This window comes from Gordonia sp. YC-XJ4 (assembly GCF_059511865.1).
The window spans coordinates 385,347-403,823 of record NZ_CM183447.1 but is presented as its reverse complement, the minus strand read 5'-3'; the positions used below and the strand labels follow the sequence as shown (position 1 = coordinate 403,823).

The following is an 18,477-nucleotide window of genomic DNA, read 5'->3' as shown; positions in this document are numbered from 1 at the left end:
GTTCCGGGGCGTTCGCCATCAATTGCTCGAGCCAACTCTCCGGCGGCCCAGCCGTGCGGACCGGGTCCGGTCGCGGAGCTCGCTGGTCGAGCGACGGAAACTCGGTGCGTGGTGGCGATTCTGGCCAAAGGGTGACTGCATAACCAGCAGATTCGGCAATCCGATCGGCGTCAAACGTCACCTTTCGCTCATCGAGCCCAAAGTACGGCCAGGCCGTGTAGACCGAGAACTCGCCAGCTGGCGGTAGGTGATCAAGCACGAGAGGCACGCTCATATGCTCTCCATCACCGGCAGCGATCAACTGGCTGAGGCCGCCGCGAAGGGAGATTTGAGGGAGATTTGACGAGACGCTTCCATCGCTCCACTCGAACGCAAGCTGAAATGGGTCACTAGTCCGTTCGCTCGGCAGCGGGCGCCCGAACCCGTTGACACCCATCATGAGGTCAAGGGTGTCGGGGGTCGGCCTTCTGAAGAGCTCCAAGTCGAATCGCACCAGCGTCGGATACACCCACGTCGACACAAGAACGATGGCCCAGTTCTCGGAATCGTTGAGTATCCCCGAAACGCCCGCTTCAGCTGGGATAACAGACCTCGGAAGGCGCGCCATCTATCCGTACATTCTTGAAGCGATAGCCATGGCACGAGATCCTACTCATCCCCCCGGGCTGGATCTGCTGCGCTCCGACGCCGCCGGCGCTGTGCGATCGATAATCATCGAGGCGTGTGAACGGCCCAGATGTACCCCGAGGGCTTCCCCTTGCGCGCCGGTGACCCCACCTACACGTTCATCCCCGACTACGTGCCGATCTTCGAGCGTGACGGCACCGCCCTGGTCATCGACACCCGCGTCGGGTCGGCCCGCGGTGCGATACGGCTGTTCAGCAAGGTCGACGCCGACGACACGACCACCGGATGGGCCAGCCTCGCCGACCTGGTCACCGCCCTGACAGAGTCCCTCACCACCGGCACCACGTTCCTCGGCTGGCGCTCGAGCATCACCGCTGACGGACAACTGCACTGGCGCCCCGCATAAATCGGCGAGACTCCCCCGCTCCGCCCACCTTCCGAGGCTTGTCCCAACCACCACTAGGAGAAGAAGATGAACCGCTGGACAACCCGAGTAGCGTCAGTCACCTCGGTGCGGTTCTCCCCCGGCCTGGCAGCCCCCCCGGTCGAAGCCTCGTCCCGCGCGTCTACGCCCTCCTCGCCGACGCAATGCGCGACGGCGTCAAGGCACTACCGCCCCCATAACCCGAACTGCCACTCCGACATCCCGGCTCTGAGCACACCCCAACTCTGAGAACACCCACCCGAAGAGGCACGCACAATGGGTGACATCACCACCCGCCGCCAGGAGATTCGCGATGCGCTCGTTCATCGCTCGACCGAACGGATCATCGCCGCGGTCGACGCCGGCCACACCATGGCCCAAATGCGGCTGACCGACAAAGACAAAGCCGCGCTCGCCGTTGCTGACCGTGGTGAAACACCCTCGACGATGAGCGTGCCCGGATGCTCGCAGAGTTCGCCGCCACCCCAACAGAAATCGCAGCTTGACATCCTAGACCGACAGACGAATCCGATCCTCTGGTTAACCAATGACCTGAGAAACGAGGAAATGCAGCGTTACAGTCACCCAATGCCTACCGCGCTACCCGACTCGCAGACGCCCGGGGTGAACCATCAGCCGCGCCCCGCCGCCTTATTGTCCTTCGACCATGGCCATATCTACGCCGACTTCGGACAGGTCCATACCCGTTAGTTGCTTCCATTCTAGAGGTATGTGCAGGCCAAGGATCTCCACCTCTATCTTCGCTCCGGCAGCAGGCTCCATGGGATGAACCTCCGTCCAGCGGATCGGTAACGAAAAGGTGGTATCTATGAACAACTCAGCCTCTGCCGACGACGTGTCGCGAATTAGGTGGAGAAGGTAGCCGTGCTCGATGGATTCGGCACCTACCATCTTCCATTTGTCTCCAGGCCGTCCCCAGATCTCGAACTTGCTCGGCCGCAACATCTTGATCAGTCTTGGATATTCCGAGATTTCGGAAAGATGGTCGACAACTTCCCCTTGATCGGCGTCCTCTTGCCCGGATTCTGTCGAGTGTCGACTTCTTTCTTCATACTTGACGATATCTTCAGTCCAACGGCCGGATTCGTTGTCGAGAGAAAAGTGCACGGTCTGAATATTTCTTGGCGGACCGGTCAAGTCGTTCTTACCCCACTGGCGGTATTGGGCGGTCCCAGATACTCGTGAACACACTTCGGCGTTCTGGAGCAGGCTGATCGCGACCAACGTGTCTTCGAGTGTTATCGCCATACGGACCTCCGTAAGTCACTGACAAGCAGCGTTATCGCCGCCGCGGCTCTTCTCTTCCGGGGCCGACCGGTCGTAGTCTGATTGTGCCCGCAACCACCGACAACTTCTAGCAGTCGACGCAGACGCCGGTGTGCTGCGTTTCGTATAGCGTGCCAGGCGGATGGGTACAGATGCGAATCAGCAAGCTGCGAGTCGGCAAGCAGTGAGGAGGCTTCGTCCTCCGGGTCAGTTCGGTTGGGTCAGTGCAGGTTATCGATATATGCAGATAGCTGCCGAGAGTACTCGTCAGGGTCGGCAACGAGATCGGCTGTGGCCAAAAAGTTGTCGGCAGCGAGCGGTAACAACTGCACCCCGGATGCCGCCACAACATGAATCGAGAGCGGGCCGGTCAGCCGCCCCGTCATTCCAGGCGGAAGGACTCGCGGACGGGTCCGGGTGAACGCCCGCTTCTCCCGCGCAACCCACCGTTGCACATACGGACGTTCGGACAGATCGGTCAACCTGGTATCGATTCGTGGCGTAACAGACGGATCAAAAATACTGCGCTGCAGAGCCATTCCGACCATAAGGTCCCACCAATGCTGCCATGCCACCGCTACTACTGAGGGCGGAAACTCTGACCACAGCGGATCGGCCGGACGTTCGCACGGATTGGTAACCCGCATCTGGTCCAGCGGCGTGGTTGGCGCCGCATGTCCGCCACCAGGACGATCAGCTGCCGGCAGCGCCCACTGCCGGACGAGCAGACATATAGTCAGCGAAGACGCAAAGGTCAGAGTTGCGTGTGGGCGGCGCTGGTCGTCGCCGAGAATCGCTGTAGCCATGAATCCGAAACCGTTCAGTCCGCTGGCTCGACGGCGAAAGCGCCTTGCGCGACGCCGACGGTGCCATTCCGTGGCATGGCCATGCGGACGCCGCTCACGATTACCTCCTCCGTTGGCCGGCCACCCTCATTGACGTTCCACTCACCGGCCCAGCTATTGCGGAAGCTCAATTCACTTCTCCAAAAATGTGCGTCGCCTTCTTGTGATGCCGTGCCGTATCAGCCAGACATCGGATAACAGTTCTTGCCAACTGCATCGAGATGTGACAATGAGACCCATGTTACCCAACGCTGCAACCACTCCCACATGGCGACAGCTGAATGGAACCGGCGGGCTTATCGTTAGTCAACTGTCGAATCACCTCAGTGTCCACTGGGCGTACCATGCCCTCGGACCAGGCAGCTCCGAGCGATGAGTGAGTTCCCTTTCGACGTCACGGCCAAGTGGACACGGCGTTGGCACACACAGATGTGGCAAGGTCCATCCGAGATCTCGCCCGCCTGGTCGAGCGCGGTGGCAGCTATTGAGCGCGATCTGGGCTGCTGGATTGACAGAGGACCGTTGCCTGACTTCGCCGACTGCGAGTGGGATGTGCTGATCGTCGGCGAGGTTGGTCTCGTGCATGTCCTGCTTCGCCACCGCGATCAGTCGGGATGGAATGGATTCCTCTCGACTGGGTACCCTCTCGATGCGAATCTATCGGCCACGCGAACGACCGCATCTCTCGCCGATGAGCTCCAAGGAGACCTCACCGGACACGCACGGATCGATTGGCCCTCAGCAGGCTGGGACGTGCTGCACGCCAAAGTAATCGATGACACGGCTGTATGGGTGGCGACTCGCGACCGCACCCGCCCGGTCGCTCGCATAGGTCACCTCTGCACGGACTGCCGTTCCGGATGGTGACGACGCCACTCCCGACGGATACACCGCGTGGGACGAGTCTGTACCAGCGGCCTTCATGTCGAGCTCGCTGAGCGACCACTCATGTCAGCGCTGGTGCGGTGTCGACGGGGGTGGCGGGTGCTGGTCGCCCGGGGATGGAATCGGAAACGTCATCGTCGGGCTTGGCGTCTCGGGTGGTGCGACGTTGCTCTGTGGGCTGGCACGCAACGCATTACGCGCAGCGGCCAGCGGTTCGGAGTGGGTATCTCGGGCCTGCTGTTCGGTCATGGGTTCACGGCCGGGCACCGGGATGACGGTGTACCACGCGCGAGTGCCCAGGTAGCGGGTGGCGAATAGATACCACTGACCGATCGTCAGTGGTTTGTCTCCGCCGACGGACGTGTAGACGCCATCTCGTGTACCGCCTTGTTGATTCACGATCACGCTCTGGGGAACATCGCCTTTGAGCGCGATCCCAACCATGGCGCTGTACTGGGTCTGAGGGGTGTCGTCGAGTGCGATGGTGCCAGCGGTCGATTCCACCCGTCCGGTGAAGACGTGAGTCGAGTTGGCCATGAGGCCGCGCAGATCGGTGATGCGAATGGCCGAGTCGGGATGGACAGTGACGGTTGCGGTCGCCGGCTCAGTGGGTGGAATTCCTTCATTGACCAATGTCTGAGCGCATCCGGTCGCCACCGTCGTCGCCAGTGCGACGAGCACTACTGACAGGACTAGTTTTGCGATAGTTCGCCAGTTCTGCTCCATATCGATCCGCTTCCGACGATCTCTCCAACCAGGTTCCACTGCAACAGTTTGCGGTCGCATCGTCATACTGACACCCTGGGTCCGTCGGCCACACGTGCAATGACGGTGCGAGTCAACACCATCAATATGGCACGACGGACATATAGAGCCACGCACCACGATCACGTGACTCCGGATCGAACCACATGCTGAGATTGCCTGCTCGCTCACCAGTCGGCGGCGGGTTCAAACTATCTGTTGCTCGCGTGCAGGTCCTCAGGCTCGCTGAGGGCAATGGACCATGTCGAGTAGGTGCACGCAGTTTCGCAAAATCTTCAGGACTGCCGGCATGGCACCGAGTCCGAGAGTCCCGAATGATCGTGTCTCGCGCAGAGGCGTTATCGGCTTTGACAATGAGAAATGCCATTGGCCATCCCTGAAACTGCGAGGTCACCTCGCCGTACTCGACATCGCTGATATCCAGCCGCACACCCATCACTCCTGCGATGCGTACGGCCTCGCCGGCGTCCTCGGTGACATACACGCCGGACATTCCGTCCTCGAACCACCGAAACGCCAGCCACCCTGCGACGGCGACGAAAGCGAGGACGACTGCAGCCACTGCCAACGGAATCCACACCCCTGCGTTTCGTACACCCCACTGTTGCACAGTGTCAACACGATCAGCACTCATCGGCATCGACCAGAAGGAGAAAGGATCTTCCAGCCCTGAATAGTGCCAACTCTGACGACTACTGCCATCGTCCGCGCCATCCCCGCCCAGCAGCGCGATGCCAAATCAACAGGTGGAGGCGGAGACACAGCGCCCCCACCATTCAACCCCGACAACGGCACATGAATCATGTTGCCCTGGAATCCGTATGGGCAATGAAGTTCCGTATCCGCGCCCAGCCGAAAATCACTTTCGCCGAACCATTCCGCCCTTTAGCGTGAGGGCATGTCGACAACAGGAGTCGTGACCGTCTGGCACCAGGCCGAGGGCTGGGGCATCGTCGAATCCCCTTCCCTGCCGGGTGCTGCCTCGGCAGACGTTTTCGGCATCAGGGGCGAAGCTGTCGCCGACCACAGCGTCGGGCCCCTGTTGGGTCTCCGGCCGGGAACCGAGGTCGAGTTCGAATACTCACGTGCCGAATCCCCGGTGAACGGATGCGATTTCCTGATCCACTCCGTGTGGCCGGTTGGCGTTACCCCGCGGAAGCGTTCTCCCTCTCCCTACTCAGGAGCGCTGTGGAACAGCGTCGGCAAGGCCGGGCCCGACGGCTTGACGACGATGCGCGAAGCCGTTATCGACGACTCGCAGGTTCCGCGCGTAGAGAAGCCGAGTCTGCCCAGCACCGTGGGTACCGTTCGCGTCTGGCATAGCGAGGACGGTTGGGGTGTGCTCGATTCCGAGGCCACACCGGGTGGTGCGTGGGCGCACTTCAGCGAGGTCGTCGGTGACGGATTCCGGTCATTGACACCCGGACAGGAGGTGGAGTTCGAGTACGAAGAACGTGCCGTCGACGAGTACCCGTACCGGGCGAACAACATTCGAGGGCGATAGCCACGGCCACCTGAGGCCGAAAGGGCGAGCCCGCCCGGCCGACACGCGACTCCTTCGCCTGTTTTCAGTCATTCCCGAAGTAGCCTCGGCGCAAAACCCCAGGTCGCGGCGCTCGGATACCTCACCCGATGACTGAAAACAGGCGACCGACCGCACACAACGCCCTATCCGCACCCCACCCGCCGGATCTCCGCGCCTCACAGACCCGCCCCGTAGGCTGACGTCTCATGCGACTCTCGTCCCTCGTGCGTCCTGCGGCCCAGCAGGTCGTCGACGTGGTCACCGACCAGCGCGAGCGCCGCGGGCTGACCATCGAGTTGGTGATCGTCGGCATCCTCACCTTCGGCTTCTCGGCGATCTCGGCGATCCTGTCGCTGATCGAGCTGCAGTTGACCAGCGGCGTCGGCAACGCGACGGTGGCACTCAATCCCAGCCAGTCCACGGTCGGCGCGATCGACTTCCTCCGACAACTCATGAGCGCCATCCGTCTGTATGCGATCGCCGCTCTCGGCGCGTATCTGCTGTGGCGCGGCGGTGTCATCCTCGGCCGTGTGGGCCTCGGCCGCATTCGCACCCCCGACATCCCGCCCGGCCTGCTACTGGCCGCGGTCATCGGCCTGCCTGGCCTCGGATTGGTGGCGGCCGCCCGCGCACTGGGAATCAACGCCCACCTCATCCCCAGCGAGCCGGGCCCATGGTGGCATTGGGCGCTCTACATCCTGCTCGCGATCGGGAACGCGGCCGCCGAGGAGATCGTCGTCGTCGCGTACTTCATCACCCGCCTGCGCCAACTCGGACTGTCGGAGAACGGGTCGCTGGCCGCCAGCGCGATACTGCGTGGCGGATATCACCTGTACCAGGGCGTCGGCGCGGGCATCGGAAACGTCGTGATGGGAGTGATCTTCGGCCGGTACTACCAGCTCACCAACCGGGTGTGGCCGCTGGTCATCGCGCACGCGGTCATCGACGTCGTCGCATTTGTCGGATATGCGCTGCTGCACAACCACCTGTCGTGGGTGGGGTGAGCTGCGCCCGCTGCGTCGTCGACCCCGAACACAACCGCACGAATGACACGGACACGCCTGAGCCGTCGGTACATTCAATGAGGTGAACCAGCCAGAACCGCCGAATGCGGGACGACGCGGCGGTCCTCCGCCCGCCCCGCCGCGGCGGAATCCGGCACCGATGGGCCCGCCCCCACCGCACCAGGGCCCCCGGGGTCCGTACGCGCCGGGCCAATTCCCGCGCGGCGCCGATCGCCGACCCCCGATCCCACAGAACCCGCGACCGTCCGGACGCTCCACACCTCCAGCACCCGATGCCGCCGACCCGACGCGCCGGGTCGCGCCACCGAACCGTCCGCGCGGTGATGTCTACGAACCACCGAAGGCCTATTCGGGTGTCCCCGGGTACGCGCCACCACAACAGCCCGAGCCGATCCCCGGGCGCGAGCGCCCGACCCGCAAGCCGGTGCCGGCGCAGAGCCGTTCGGCCTCCGACGCGCCGCCGCGCAGGCCGCGTCCCGACGCCCCACGTCCGGTCGCCCCCAAGGAACCCGAACGCCGCAAACGCGCGCTGCGTCGTCCGCGTGGCACTCGACGATTGACCCGCCGCAGGGTCGGAACCATCCTGCTGGTGCTGCTGCTCGTCCTGGTGATCACACCGGTGGCGTTGATGTTCTACTACGACTCCAAACTGCACCGGGTCGACGCACTCGCCCCGTACGCCGGCAAGCCCGCGAGCACCCCGGGGACCACCTGGCTGATCGTCGGCACCGATGCGCGCAGCGGCCTCACCGAGGAGCAACGCAAACAGTTGTCCACCGGTGACGACTCGGGAGCGCGCACCGACACCATGATGTTGATCTACAAGCCCCCGTCGGGGAAGGCGACGATCATCAGCATCCCGCGTGATCTCTACGTCCCGGTTCCCGGGCAGGGCAGCCACAAGATCAACGCCGCCTTCAACTTCGGCGGCCCGACACTGTTGATACAGACCGTCGAAGGACTGTCCGGGGTGCACATCGACCACTACGCCGAGATCGGATTCGGCGGCTTCGACACCCTCGTCGACGCCGTCGGCGGCGTACACATGTGCATCGACACCCCACTGCGAGACCCCAAGGCCGGGTTGAACCTGAAGGCCGGCTGCCAGACCCTGAACGGCACACAGGCATTGGGCTTCGTGCGCACCCGCGCCTTCGCCGACGCCGACCTCATGCGCGTGCAGAACCAACGAAAGTTCTTGGCGGCGTTGATGGCCAAGGCGACCAGCCCGTCGGTGCTGTTGAATCCGTTCCGGTTGTTCCCGTTCGTCAACGGCACGGTCGACACCCTGACCGTCGACAACGGCACGCACATCTGGGATCTCGCCCGGCTCGCGTGGTGGCTACGCAGTTCACCGCAGACGATCACCACCCCCAACGGAGGTCCCGTCGACACCGACGACGGCAGTTCGTTGGCCGTCGACGACACGACAAAACAGTTCTTCGACGCTCTGCGTCAGGGCCGGCAGATCCCCCAGGAATATCTCAACCAACCAGCCGGCTGACCCGATCAGGGAAGCCCAAAAGGTAGGCGAGACTTGCCTTTCTAAGGCTTCACTGGGATGAAATGCCCTGCTCACGCACTCTACCCTGTCCGCTATGAGCACTCCCGAACGCACCAAGTTCCACCAGTTGCTGCACGATCAGATCGGCAATGAGTTCGCCGCGTCGCAGCAGTACATCGCCGTCGCGGTCTACTACGACAACCACGACATGCCGCAGCTGGCCAAGCACTTCTATGCGCAGGCCGTCGAAGAACGCAACCACGCGATGATGGTCGTGCAGTACTTCCTCGACCGCGACATGGAGGTGGAGATCCCCGGAATCGATGCTCCGCGAAACGATTTCGCTGACTACCGGTCACCCATCGACCTGGCTCTCGAGCAGGAACGCCGGGTGACGCAGCAGATCGTCGACCTGGCCAAGTCGGCCCGCGACAGCGGCGACTACCTCGGCGAGCAGTTCATGCAGTGGTTCCTCAAGGAGCAGGTCGAGGAGGTCGCCACGATGACGACGCTGCAGACCATCGCCGAGCGCGCCAACGGCAACCTGTTCGATATGGAGAACTTCGTCGAGCGCGAGGTGAACGGCCCGGCCGCACCCGATGCCACGGCCCCCACCGCGGCCGGCGGCAACCTCTGACGATCCGCCGTCATCCACCCTGCCCGAAGTCCGAATAGTCGGTTTCGTTCCCTGATCGGAAAGAAACTCTGCCGATATTCAGCCATTCTTCAGCAGCGTCGGGCAGGGTGGGCCCATGGCTTCATCGCGTATGAACCCTCAGAGAGGCATCAGCTCCCGAGCCGACCGACGCACCACGGTGCCACGCTGGTTCGCCGCCATGGCAGCGGTGTACGGAACGGCCGTGACCTTCCTGGCCGTGGCGTTCCTGCTGGGGGCGAGTACGTGGTCGCATTCGGCCAGCGGCAGTGCCATCGCCGACGGCTTCGCCCGCTGGTGGCCATCGGCGAGCCTGGCCGCGGCGATCGTGGCGATCGTCCTGGTCACCTTCGGTGCCGCCGCCTCGCGTCGACGCCGCACCCGCGCGCGGGCGCGCTTGCCACGCGTCTGACAACACGAAGCGCGTTGCGCATCGGCGCAGCGTGATCTGATCAGCGCAGCGTGACCTGCCGACCGCGGATGCCGTCGCGCGAACTGCGTTCCTCGATGGTCAGCTCAGTGGTCTCGGCGAGCGCATCGGTGAGCCACCCGTCGAACTGATCCAGCGCGTCGTACCACTCCTCGTGATGACGCTCGTTGTCGAGGTCGAACACCGGCACCAGCAGTCCGTGGGTACGGAACGATCCGGCGAACCGCGAGCCCTCACCCAGGGTCAGCCGCCCCGCGGCGTGCAGACGCGCGAGGGCGGTCATGACGTCGTCCTCCGGTTCGGGTCGGACCCAGCGCAGGTGGGCTCGTTCTCCGGCGTCGACCCACCAGGGCGCCCCGTTGCCGCTGTCGACGTGCATGCGTGCGGTGGGCAGCACGGTCTCGTTGGCGCGCTCGAGCATCGCCGCGATCTCCGGCGGCACCTCGTTGCCCGGCGGGAACCACCACGAGAAGTCGTTGTGCACGATGATCGGCAACTGCGCATCGACGTCGAGGATGTCGGCGAGCTCGGGGCCGTCGGCCTCCTCCCCGATGTGCCGGTACTCGTTGCCGGGACCGGTGTGTGCGGCCCATTCGATGGCGGCCGCGAGCGCCCGATTCAGGTCGTCGGGGTCGGGATCGGTCTGTAGCGCCGCCAAACCCTCTGTGGCGCCGCGTACTTCACGGGTGATCGCCGCGACCGCGCCGGGCAGGATGGTGGCCAGCACGACGTTGTTGCGCGTCGCGTCCGGTGCCGGCGGAATTGGCGTGGTGTCGTCGGGCATCACCGACGTCAACTCCGGTTGCGGTGGTCCCGGCTCGATGAGGTCGAGCACCGCGGTCGCCGACGGGACGAAGGCGCGCAACGCCACCAGGTCGCACTCGGCGGCGAGGCCGGCGAACGGACGCGGCGACGGCGCGAGCGCTGCCGCCGCCCGCGCCTTGCGTGCGGCCACCCGCTCGGCTCGATTACTTCCCGGACGCGGCCCGCTACCGCGTTTGCTCTTCTTGCCCATGGGACCACCCTCTCACGGACGCCGACGGCGCCGACGCGTGCGCCTGCTGCACGTCAGTCGACGGTGACGAGCCAGTCGCGCACCTTCTGCGGGTGGTTGGTGGCGATCCAGCGGACGCCGAGGTCGGCACACAGCTGGACGTCGGCCGCCTCGTCGACGGTCCAGCAGTAGGTGACGCGGCCCGCGGCGGCAGCCTTGTCGACGAGTTCGGGATGCATCCGCAGCGTCTCCACCGACGGGCCGATGCCGGTGGCGCCGACGGCGGTCGCGGCGCTGCCGCCGAGGACGCGCGCGGTCTCGCCGAGCAGGATGGTCGGCAGGATCGGCGCGTGCCGGCGGATTCGCCACACCCCCGCCGAAGAGAACGAGATGACCACGGCCCGACTGTGATCCGCCGACGGTGGGGTCGCCACACCGAAGTCGTGCAGGGTCGACAGCAGTTGTTGTTCGACGAGGCTGCCGAAGCGCACCGGATGCTTGGTCTCGATGAACAACCGGACCGGGCGACGCCAGTCGAGGGTCAGGGTCAGCAATTCGGCGAGGGTCAGGACCTTGGCCGGACCACCCCCGGCGTGCCAGCTACCGAAGTCGAGTTCACGCAGTTGCGCCAGCGGCATCTCGCTGACGATGCCGGTGCCGTCGGAGGTGCGGTCCACCGTGCGGTCGTGAATGCAGACCAACTCGTGGTCGGCGGTCAGGCGGACGTCGCACTCGAGTCCGTCGGCACCTTGTTCGAGCGCGAGTTCGTAAGCGGCCAAGGTGTGTTCGGCCACATCCGCAGACGCACCGCGATGCGCGACGACGGCCGGTTTACCCGACCGCGAGACCTGCTCGGCGAGGTTCATGCGACCACCACCCATCGGTGTGCGGGGACTTTCTGGTCGGCGGAGCTCCCCGAGAACACCGCGGGCAACCGATGTGCGGCCCAGAGGGCGAACGCCGCCGAGACCGCCGCGGTGAGCACGACCATGAACAGGGCGTTGGCGCCGGTCTGGATGGAGCCGGACGCCGCGCCCACCCACCAAGTGATCCCGGTGAGCACGGCGATCACGTTGACCACCGTCCAACCCACCCAAAGCTTGTGCAGCCGGGTACGTGCGGCGCTGCGGGCGACGTCGTCGAGCATCTCGGCGGGTTCACGTAACAGCAACGCGGCACCGGCGACGTTGACGAGCGGGATCGCGGCCAGCGGGATGCTCTGCCACCGCGGGCGCGGATCGAAAAACCCTCGCGCGCCGTAGGTTTCGGTTCGCACAGCCAGCAACCACCGGACGAAGACGACGGTCGCATAGACGAATCCGGCGAGCGCCAGCAGTCCGGCGGCCAACACCAGCACCGTGCTGAGGCCGATCAGCCAACCGGGCAGCGTCGTCGATCGGTTGATCACCAGCAGGAGATAACGGAGCAGGTGCGCGCACATCGACGCAACGAACGCGGCCCCGGCGAGCTGCAGGGCGCCGGTCAGCGCCATCCCCAGGCGGGCGGGAGAGTTCCGCGGTTCGTTCTCGGTGACCGGGGTGTCGACGAGACCCCACCGAGGGAGGTAGACGTACCGCGGGATCAGCCGCGGGCCGGTGCTCCGTGGCGGTCGCGGCGGCGGCAGGGTGTCGGCCGGGCGGCGGGCCACCCATCGCACTCGACGGCCGCCGTACATCCGCGGCGGACCGGACGGTGGTCGCGCACCGGACGGCGGGCGGGCCGGAGGACTGTAGGCGGCGGGAAGCGGCGGCGTGCTCGGCGACTGCTGGTAGGCGGCGACGACCGCGGCGGCCTCGACGTCGGAGGCCACGAGGGTCAGCGGACCGCCGCACCGGGGACAGCGGTCACGTCCGTCGCGGTGCGGAGCCTGGATGCGGCAACGCGGGCAGAGGTCGAGCATCCTCAGACCGGCCCCGATCCGGACTCCACCGGCTTGCCGTTCTCGCGCCAGGCCAGCATCCCGCCACGCACACAGCTGCCGTCATAGCCGACCTGCAGCAGGTACTGCAGGACGCGCATCGACCGCCCACTGGAGTGACAGATGACGTAGAGGTCGGTGTCGGGATCGATCTCGTCGAGTCGGCCGGGGACCTCTCCGAGGGGGATGTGCACGGCGCCGCGGACGTGGCCGTCGGCCCACTCGTCGTCCTCGCGGACATCGAGCAGTACCTTGTCGGTGGCGGTGCTGAAGTCATCCGGCAGCTCGGTCACGGGAACCTGTGGAATCTCGCCCATGCTCACCGATCCATCGTCGCACAGGCGCGGCGATGCCGACCGCGCCGCCGCACGAAGGTGGTCACCTCCGAGGGACCGGTCCGGCCGTCGAGTCGACGCACTACACCCCGACTTGACATCAGTCCAAACCCGACCGGCCCTCTATGTAGGTCTACATAACGCTATCCACATGCGCGTCCACTCCCGCTGTGACCTGCAGCACAGCAGACCATCAAGGTGTGGATGAGACTGTGGAATCTGTGGAGAATTGGACACGGTCAACCGACCCAGTGTGACGACGGTCACGAGTTCGCAACAGCAGCGCGTCAAACAGTTCACGACAGTGCAGCGCATGAGCGAAATGCGGAGTTCACATTCATCCCCATCACCTGTGGATAACGTGGGGACAACAGTCGGCCGGACGAATGATTCGCATCACATCAGCGCGTGTTACGGCCCGATGTCGCACCAGCGGGGCGTCCGGCCCGGTCAGCGCAGACGCACCGCGCTGGCGCGTTCGAGCGCACTCACGGCGCCGCCGATCAACTCCTCGGCGACCACCGATGCCCGGACCTGATCCCCGACGATCCGCGCGAGCAACGGTTTGGGGGCGTCGACGACGGTGATCTCGGCGTCGGGATAGTGCTCGGCCACCACCGATCGCATGACCCCGACGCCGTCGACGAGTCCTAGTTCGGCGGCCCGCTCGCCGATCCACACGTCCCCCGTGAAAAGGACCTCGTCGTCGGCGGCAAGTCGTTTGCCGCGGCGCTGGCGCACCCACCGGATGAACGTGTCATGGAGTTGGTGCTGCAAACCCTGCAGCCACTCGACGTCGTCGGCCTTCTCCGGCGAGAAGGAGTCGAGCCGCACCTTGTTCTCACCGGCCGAGTACAGACGCCGTTCCACGCCGAGCCGACCGAGGACGTCGACGAACCCGAACCCGGACGACACGACACCTATCGAGCCGACGAGCGAGGTGTGGGCGGCATAGATCTCGTCGGCTGCACACGCGATCCAGTAACCACCGGAGGCGACGACATCCTCGCAGAACGCCAGGACGCGCACGCCCTTCTCCGAGGCGAGCTGCCGGATGCGTTCGGCGATGTATTCCGACTGCGTCGGCGACCCGCCGGGGGAATTGATGACGATGACGACCGCGCGCAGATGCTCGATGTCGAAAGCACGCGTGAGAACCGGCTCGACGCTCGTCGTCGACAAACCCGGCCGCCCCGGCCCGCCGTGGCCGATCACCCCGTCCAGGCGCACCACGGCGACCTTGTCCGACCGCTTGTGCGCCAGCTTCTTCGCAATCCGCCCCAGCGGTCCACGGCTCATCCCACCGAGCGTAGGGCATCGGTCGCGTTGGGTCGGCACCCTAGACTGCTGACGTGCAGATCCGCTGGCTCACGGCGTTCCTGGACTTCGGAGCGTCGCACTTCGGGACCGAGGTCACCTATTGGCGCGCGATCACCGGGTCGACGGTGTCACCCCCACGCGGTGAGCACCGCGAGTTCGCCACGCTCGAGCCCTTCAGCGGCGACGCCCACCTGCGGGTGCAGCGGGTGCAGGACGGTGCAGGTGGCGTCCACCTCGACATCCACGTCGACGATCCCCGGGCCGCGGCGATCGAGGCGGGCGAACTGGGGGCGAGGATGATCGCCGATCACCCGACCCATCTGGTCTACGACTCCCCCGCCGGCATGCGCTTCTGCCTGGTGCCCGCGGTGGGTTCACCGCGTCGCGCCCGCCCGATCCGATGGCCGGAGGACACGATCTCGATCATCGACCAGATCTGTATCGATGTACCGGCACCGCTGTTCGATCGCGAGGTCGTCTTCTGGTCACAGTTGACTGGCTGGCCGACGCAGCAGCGGGCCCGTGCCGAATTCGTCGCGCTTCGCCGCGATCCGGCGTTGAGTCTCGGAATCCTGTTGCAGCGCTTGGATTCCGCTGGCGATTCCGACCAGGGTGCCGATATCGAGAAGGGCACCGATACCAATAAGGGCCCCGGGAACGCGTCGGCCCATCTCGACCTGGCCACCACATCGGTCGACGACGAGGTGGGCCGCCACGAGGACTGGGGCGCCCGCGTCGTGGCGCGGTACCCGTCGTGGACGGTGATGGCCGACCCGGTCGGCAGGTACTACTGCATCACCGACCGGAATCCGCGGACGGGACAGTGACACCGTTGTTGCTGACATCGGTGTTGCTACAACGCACCCACTCCCGCAATCGGGTGATCTCGGCGTCGAGTTCGGTTCGCGCGGCACGGGTCGGCGTGCCGAACAGGGTGGTCTCCACGGTGTCGGTGCCGGGCGGTATCCGCCAGGTACCGGCCAGCCGGCCGTCGATGAGGACGAAGCCCGGCGAGCGTCCGTTGGGGGTGACGGTCCGTGCGAACAGGTCGTCGTCGGCGACGCGGGCCCGATCTCCCTGGGCGACGAGGACGTGATCGAACGGCGCGATCAGCCGGACGGGCGCGGGCTCGTCCTCGTCGGCGAGATCGAGACCCTCGAGGTCGTAGAGGGTCTGCCCCTGCGGCCCGGTGTAGGCGGCCAGTTCCCACTCGCGTTCCATCTGCTCGATGAGCGGACGTAACCCCTTGAGCCCCGACCACTTTCCGATCGCGGTGACCGACGCCGGGCCGAAGCCGCGCAGGTAGAGCCGGATCAGTTCGCGGCGCGCCTCCTCGCCGTCGAGCGCCGGCTCGCCGGGACCGATCCAGTCGTCGAGAAGCGCATAGGTCGGGCGGCCACTGCCTTGCCAGAGTCCGCGTGGCGGGACCTGCACGAGCGGCAGCGCACATCGCGCCATCCCGGTCAGCGTCGACGGCTTCTCCCCGGGATGTCGTTCGGCAAGAGCGCGTCCGAGCTCGTCGCCCCCGATCGGGCCGTCGCGCAACAACTCCCGGGCATCGTCGATCACTGCCGCCGGGGTGGTCGACGCGAGCTTCGAGGCGTGCACCGACCGCAGTTCGCCGTCGAGGACCGGCTGCGTGAGTGGGCGAATCCAGCGGGCATCGGCGCCGTCGAGGAGAAAGACGGTGCCGCGCAGCAACGCCATGCGCACGACCTCCCGGTCGGTGAGCAGCTCATCGAGTTCGTCGGGTTCGAAACCCTCGATGCGGCACTGCAATCCGAAGAAGGCGGCTTTCGGGTCCTGTGACTGCATGCCGACGAGCCGGTCGATCACCTCGATGGCGTCCTCGTCGGCGCGGGCGAGCAGGTGTTGACGACGCAGCAGTGTGCGATTCCACTGCCCCGCGGTGATGGATGGGGGCACCGCCGCGGATCAGGCCGGGTAGGCGATGCCGGTGGCCGCGTGGCAGCGATACCCGTGCGGGTTCTTCGCGAGGTACTGCTGGTGATAGTCCTCGGCGTAGTAGAAATGCCCGTCACCGGCCCGCTCGAGCGCTGCGATCTCGGTGGTGATCGGCCCCAGACCGGCGGCGTCGAGCGCTTTCTGGAAGGTGGCCGCACTCGCCGCGGCCGTCTCGGCGTCGGTATCGGAGAGGGTGAAGATCGCCGAGCGGTACTGGGTGCCGATGTCATTGCCCTGCCGCATCTCCTGCGTCGGGTCGTGGTTCTCCCAGAAGATCTGCAGGATCTTCTCGAGGCTGACCTGCGTGGGATCGAAGACGACCAGCGTCGACTCCGTGTGCCCGGTGCGAGCGGTGCAGGTCTCCTCGTAGGTCGGGTTGGGTGTGTAACCGCCGGCGTAGCCGACCGCGGTGGTCCACACCCCCGGAACCTGCCAGAAGATCTCCTCGATACCCCAGAAGCAGCCGCCGGCCAGGACCACCGCCGCGAGCCCGTCGGGAAAGACGCCGATACCGGGACCGTCGTCGGCGGATTCACCACGCATCGGGTGGTGCAACACGATGTTCTCCGCGGCGAGCGGGACCGGCGTCGCACGACCCGGCAACGCCGCATCGGCCGAGATCAGCTGCTGTTTTCCGGAGCGGGAGGTGAGGAGCTCGTCAAGCCACGACATGCCGTCGAGTCTACGCGGGTCGCCGGGGGCGAAGTTGAGCCCAAACTGCCCGTGTGTTTATGATGTCGAAGACGGCTGTGATATCCGTCACTGAGAAGTCCGACTCGACAGCCCCGAGGCGCCTGGTCCACCACGCGACCCGCATACCCGTAAGGACGACGATGGCCACTGATGCGACCCACGATTTTCGTCCGTCGCTCACGCGTGGCCAGTCGATTCCCCGCCCCACCTACAACGTTCGCTCGTCGTGCATCGGCATCGGTCTGAGCATCTTCGCGCTCGTCGTGTTGCTCGTCGCGCTCGCCCTCTGGTGAGGGCGCACCATCCGGAGTGATTCGCTCACAGCGAAGCGATACTCGGCATGAATCCCGCAAATCCATTGTGCTTCTTGGATTCTCATTGACCGCACCTCGTCGATACCTCAACCCTGCTTGAACTTTGTTGGGCCGTGTTTGTTGCATTCCCACAAACACTGGGGAAGGCTGGAAGTATCCGCGAGGCGGCGTCCACCCTGGGCGATCACGCGCGCGTCGATAGTGAAAGCAACACCCGAACGGCATGTGCCCAAGGGGGTATGTGCGCAGAGAGGATTACCGTGGCTGAATACACCTTGCCGGATCTCCCGTACGACTACGCGGCACTGGAGCCGCACATCTCCGGCAGGATCATGGAGCTCCATCACGACAAGCACCACGCCACCTACGTCAAGGGCGCCAACGACACCCTCGACAAGCTGGCCGAGGCTCGTGCAGACGGATCGATCGCCGGCAAGGTCTACGGACTGTCGGCAACCCTGTCGTTCCACCTGGGTGGCCACACCAACCACTCGATCTTCTGGAAGAACCTGTCGCCGAACGGTGGCGACAAGCCCGAGGGCGACCTGGCCGCGGCCATCGACGACCAGTTCGGTGGCTTCGACAAGTTCCAGGCCCACTTCACCGCTGCGGCGACCACGCTGCAGGGGTCGGGCTGGGCGATCCTGGGTTACGACACCATCGGTGGCAAGCTCGTGATCCTGCAGCTGACCGACCAGAGCGGCAACATCCCCGCCGCGATCATCCCGGTCGTCATGCTCGACATGTGGGAGCACGCCTTCTACCTCGACTACCAGAACGTCAAGCCGGACTACGTCAAGGCCTGGTGGAACGTGGTCAACTGGGCCGACGCCGCCGAGCGCTTCGGCCGGGCGACCTCGCAGGGCAAGGGCCTCATCGTCCCCGCCTGAGTTCTTCGTCTTCACCGCCGACGGCGGCCGACCCTCCATGGGTCGGCCGCCGTTGGCATTTCGGCCACCGTCATTG

General features: G+C 65.4%; 20 protein-coding genes. 10 read left to right on the top strand and 10 right to left on the bottom strand.

What is annotated here, in order from left to right:
• Positions 1 to 736: 736 nt before the first annotated feature.
• Positions 737 to 1,033 (top strand): hypothetical protein, encoded by a 297-nt coding sequence (locus tag AC5ZH6_RS01800; protein WP_006369180.1) that lies wholly within the window; start codon positions 737 to 739, stop codon positions 1,031 to 1,033.
• Between the two features lie 294 nt (positions 1,034 to 1,327).
• The gene (locus AC5ZH6_RS01795; protein WP_006369179.1) at positions 1,328 to 1,762 is read left to right on the top strand and encodes a hypothetical protein; all 435 of its coding nucleotides are present in this window, start codon (positions 1,328 to 1,330) and stop codon (positions 1,760 to 1,762) included.
• On the opposite strand, the gene AC5ZH6_RS01790 is transcribed toward AC5ZH6_RS01795, so the two are convergent.
• The 3 genes from AC5ZH6_RS01790 to AC5ZH6_RS01780 form a co-directional block, all read right to left on the bottom strand.
• Positions 1,703 to 2,320 (bottom strand): hypothetical protein, encoded by a 618-nt coding sequence (locus tag AC5ZH6_RS01790; protein ID WP_006369178.1) that lies wholly within the window; start codon positions 2,318 to 2,320, stop codon positions 1,703 to 1,705. The genes AC5ZH6_RS01795 and AC5ZH6_RS01790 overlap by 60 nt on opposite strands.
• 239 nt (positions 2,321 to 2,559) lie before the next feature.
• Complete coding sequence (locus tag AC5ZH6_RS01785) at positions 2,560 to 3,144, bottom strand: hypothetical protein (RefSeq protein WP_006369177.1); 585 nt, start codon at positions 3,142 to 3,144, stop codon at positions 2,560 to 2,562.
• A 990-nt stretch (positions 3,145 to 4,134) separates the two neighbouring features.
• A complete protein-coding gene (locus tag AC5ZH6_RS01780; RefSeq protein ID WP_240524073.1) occupies positions 4,135 to 4,860 on the bottom strand; it encodes a hypothetical protein in 726 nt (241 codons plus the stop codon).
• A gap of 871 nt (positions 4,861 to 5,731) precedes the next feature.
• On the opposite strand from AC5ZH6_RS01780, the gene AC5ZH6_RS01775 reads away from it, so the two are divergent.
• The 5 genes from AC5ZH6_RS01775 to AC5ZH6_RS01755 all read left to right on the top strand — a co-directional run bounded on the left by AC5ZH6_RS01775 (position 5,732) and on the right by AC5ZH6_RS01755 (position 9,954).
• Positions 5,732 to 6,337, top strand: a complete 606-nt coding sequence (locus AC5ZH6_RS01775; RefSeq protein WP_035727493.1) for a cold-shock protein — start codon at positions 5,732 to 5,734, stop codon at positions 6,335 to 6,337.
• Between the two features lie 227 nt (positions 6,338 to 6,564).
• A complete protein-coding gene (locus tag AC5ZH6_RS01770) occupies positions 6,565 to 7,362 on the top strand; it encodes a CPBP family intramembrane glutamic endopeptidase (RefSeq protein ID WP_006369172.1) in 798 nt (265 codons plus the stop codon).
• A 160-nt stretch (positions 7,363 to 7,522) separates the two neighbouring features.
• Positions 7,523 to 8,887, top strand: a complete 1,365-nt coding sequence (locus AC5ZH6_RS01765; RefSeq protein ID WP_006369171.1) for an LCP family protein — start codon at positions 7,523 to 7,525, stop codon at positions 8,885 to 8,887.
• 94 nt (positions 8,888 to 8,981) lie between these two features.
• Complete coding sequence (locus AC5ZH6_RS01760; RefSeq protein WP_006369170.1) at positions 8,982 to 9,524, top strand: ferritin; 543 nt, start codon at positions 8,982 to 8,984, stop codon at positions 9,522 to 9,524.
• Between the two features lie 115 nt (positions 9,525 to 9,639).
• Positions 9,640 to 9,954, top strand: a complete 315-nt coding sequence (locus AC5ZH6_RS01755) for a hypothetical protein (RefSeq protein WP_133092131.1) — start codon at positions 9,640 to 9,642, stop codon at positions 9,952 to 9,954.
• A gap of 40 nt (positions 9,955 to 9,994) precedes the next feature.
• Here the strand turns inward: AC5ZH6_RS01755 and AC5ZH6_RS01750 are convergent, their stop codons facing one another.
• The 5 genes from AC5ZH6_RS01750 to AC5ZH6_RS01730 all read right to left on the bottom strand — a co-directional run bounded on the left by AC5ZH6_RS01750 (position 9,995) and on the right by AC5ZH6_RS01730 (position 14,518).
• Positions 9,995 to 10,987 (bottom strand): DUF5926 family protein, encoded by a 993-nt coding sequence (locus tag AC5ZH6_RS01750; protein ID WP_006369168.1) that lies wholly within the window; start codon positions 10,985 to 10,987, stop codon positions 9,995 to 9,997.
• Positions 10,988 to 11,040: 53 nt separating this feature from the next.
• Positions 11,041 to 11,832, bottom strand: coding sequence for a glycerophosphodiester phosphodiesterase (locus AC5ZH6_RS01745; protein ID WP_006369167.1), 792 nt, complete (start codon positions 11,830 to 11,832; stop codon positions 11,041 to 11,043).
• A complete protein-coding gene (locus AC5ZH6_RS01740; protein ID WP_231386808.1) occupies positions 11,829 to 12,776 on the bottom strand; it encodes a DUF4328 domain-containing protein in 948 nt (315 codons plus the stop codon). The genes AC5ZH6_RS01745 and AC5ZH6_RS01740 overlap by 4 nt, the downstream gene beginning before the upstream one ends.
• A 92-nt stretch (positions 12,777 to 12,868) precedes the next feature.
• The gene (locus tag AC5ZH6_RS01735) at positions 12,869 to 13,201 is read right to left on the bottom strand and encodes a rhodanese-like domain-containing protein (protein ID WP_006369165.1); all 333 of its coding nucleotides are present in this window, start codon (positions 13,199 to 13,201) and stop codon (positions 12,869 to 12,871) included.
• 468 nt (positions 13,202 to 13,669) lie between these two features.
• Positions 13,670 to 14,518, bottom strand: coding sequence for a S49 family peptidase (locus tag AC5ZH6_RS01730; protein ID WP_006369164.1), 849 nt, complete (start codon positions 14,516 to 14,518; stop codon positions 13,670 to 13,672).
• A gap of 53 nt (positions 14,519 to 14,571) precedes the next feature.
• On the opposite strand from AC5ZH6_RS01730, the gene AC5ZH6_RS01725 reads away from it, so the two are divergent.
• Entirely contained in the window at positions 14,572 to 15,366 is a 795-nt protein-coding gene (locus tag AC5ZH6_RS01725; protein ID WP_006369163.1) for a VOC family protein, read from the top strand.
• On the opposite strand, the gene AC5ZH6_RS01720 is transcribed toward AC5ZH6_RS01725, so the two are convergent.
• Both AC5ZH6_RS01720 and msrA read right to left on the bottom strand, forming a co-directional pair.
• Positions 15,335 to 16,465, bottom strand: coding sequence for a winged helix DNA-binding domain-containing protein (locus tag AC5ZH6_RS01720; protein ID WP_006369162.1), 1,131 nt, complete (start codon positions 16,463 to 16,465; stop codon positions 15,335 to 15,337). The genes AC5ZH6_RS01725 and AC5ZH6_RS01720 overlap by 32 nt on opposite strands.
• 9 nt (positions 16,466 to 16,474) lie before the next feature.
• Positions 16,475 to 17,176 carry a peptide-methionine (S)-S-oxide reductase MsrA gene (msrA, locus tag AC5ZH6_RS01715; RefSeq protein WP_006369161.1) on the bottom strand — a complete coding sequence of 234 codons (702 nt, stop codon included), beginning with the start codon at positions 17,174 to 17,176 and terminating at the stop codon, positions 16,475 to 16,477.
• 161 nt (positions 17,177 to 17,337) lie between these two features.
• Between msrA and AC5ZH6_RS01710 the strand changes: the two genes are divergently transcribed.
• Together AC5ZH6_RS01710 and AC5ZH6_RS01705 are read left to right on the top strand one after the other, a co-directional pair.
• On the top strand, positions 17,338 to 17,490 hold the full coding sequence (locus AC5ZH6_RS01710; RefSeq protein ID WP_006369160.1) for a hypothetical protein: 153 nt from the start codon (positions 17,338 to 17,340) through the stop codon (positions 17,488 to 17,490).
• A 281-nt stretch (positions 17,491 to 17,771) separates the two neighbouring features.
• On the top strand, positions 17,772 to 18,401 hold the full coding sequence (locus tag AC5ZH6_RS01705) for a superoxide dismutase (protein ID WP_006369159.1): 630 nt from the start codon (positions 17,772 to 17,774) through the stop codon (positions 18,399 to 18,401).
• Positions 18,402 to 18,477: the final 76 nt, after the last annotated feature.

Excerpts from the sequence above, each read along its gene's own strand:
- AC5ZH6_RS01800 (WP_006369180.1), top strand. The coding sequence starts at position 737 with ATGTACCCCGAGGGCTTCCCCTTGCGCGCCGGTGACCCCACCTACACG.
- AC5ZH6_RS01795 (WP_006369179.1), top strand. The coding sequence starts at position 1,328 with ATGGGTGACATCACCACCCGCCGCCAGGAGATTCGCGATGCGCTCGTT.
- AC5ZH6_RS01790 (WP_006369178.1), bottom strand. The coding sequence starts at position 2,320 with ATGGCGATAACACTCGAAGACACGTTGGTCGCGATCAGCCTGCTCCAG.
- AC5ZH6_RS01785 (WP_006369177.1), bottom strand. The coding sequence starts at position 3,144 with ATGGCTACAGCGATTCTCGGCGACGACCAGCGCCGCCCACACGCAACT.
- AC5ZH6_RS01780 (WP_240524073.1), bottom strand. The coding sequence starts at position 4,860 with ATGACGATGCGACCGCAAACTGTTGCAGTGGAACCTGGTTGGAGAGAT.
- AC5ZH6_RS01775 (WP_035727493.1), top strand. The coding sequence starts at position 5,732 with ATGTCGACAACAGGAGTCGTGACCGTCTGGCACCAGGCCGAGGGCTGG.
- AC5ZH6_RS01770 (WP_006369172.1), top strand. The coding sequence starts at position 6,565 with ATGCGACTCTCGTCCCTCGTGCGTCCTGCGGCCCAGCAGGTCGTCGAC.
- AC5ZH6_RS01765 (WP_006369171.1), top strand. The coding sequence starts at position 7,523 with ATGGGCCCGCCCCCACCGCACCAGGGCCCCCGGGGTCCGTACGCGCCG.
- AC5ZH6_RS01760 (WP_006369170.1), top strand. The coding sequence starts at position 8,982 with ATGAGCACTCCCGAACGCACCAAGTTCCACCAGTTGCTGCACGATCAG.
- AC5ZH6_RS01755 (WP_133092131.1), top strand. The coding sequence starts at position 9,640 with ATGGCTTCATCGCGTATGAACCCTCAGAGAGGCATCAGCTCCCGAGCC.
- AC5ZH6_RS01750 (WP_006369168.1), bottom strand. The coding sequence starts at position 10,987 with ATGGGCAAGAAGAGCAAACGCGGTAGCGGGCCGCGTCCGGGAAGTAAT.
- AC5ZH6_RS01745 (WP_006369167.1), bottom strand. The coding sequence starts at position 11,832 with ATGAACCTCGCCGAGCAGGTCTCGCGGTCGGGTAAACCGGCCGTCGTC.
- AC5ZH6_RS01735 (WP_006369165.1), bottom strand. The coding sequence starts at position 13,201 with ATGGGCGAGATTCCACAGGTTCCCGTGACCGAGCTGCCGGATGACTTC.
- AC5ZH6_RS01730 (WP_006369164.1), bottom strand. The coding sequence starts at position 14,518 with ATGAGCCGTGGACCGCTGGGGCGGATTGCGAAGAAGCTGGCGCACAAG.
- msrA (WP_006369161.1), bottom strand. The coding sequence starts at position 17,176 with ATGTCGTGGCTTGACGAGCTCCTCACCTCCCGCTCCGGAAAACAGCAG.
- AC5ZH6_RS01710 (WP_006369160.1), top strand. The coding sequence starts at position 17,338 with ATGGCCACTGATGCGACCCACGATTTTCGTCCGTCGCTCACGCGTGGC.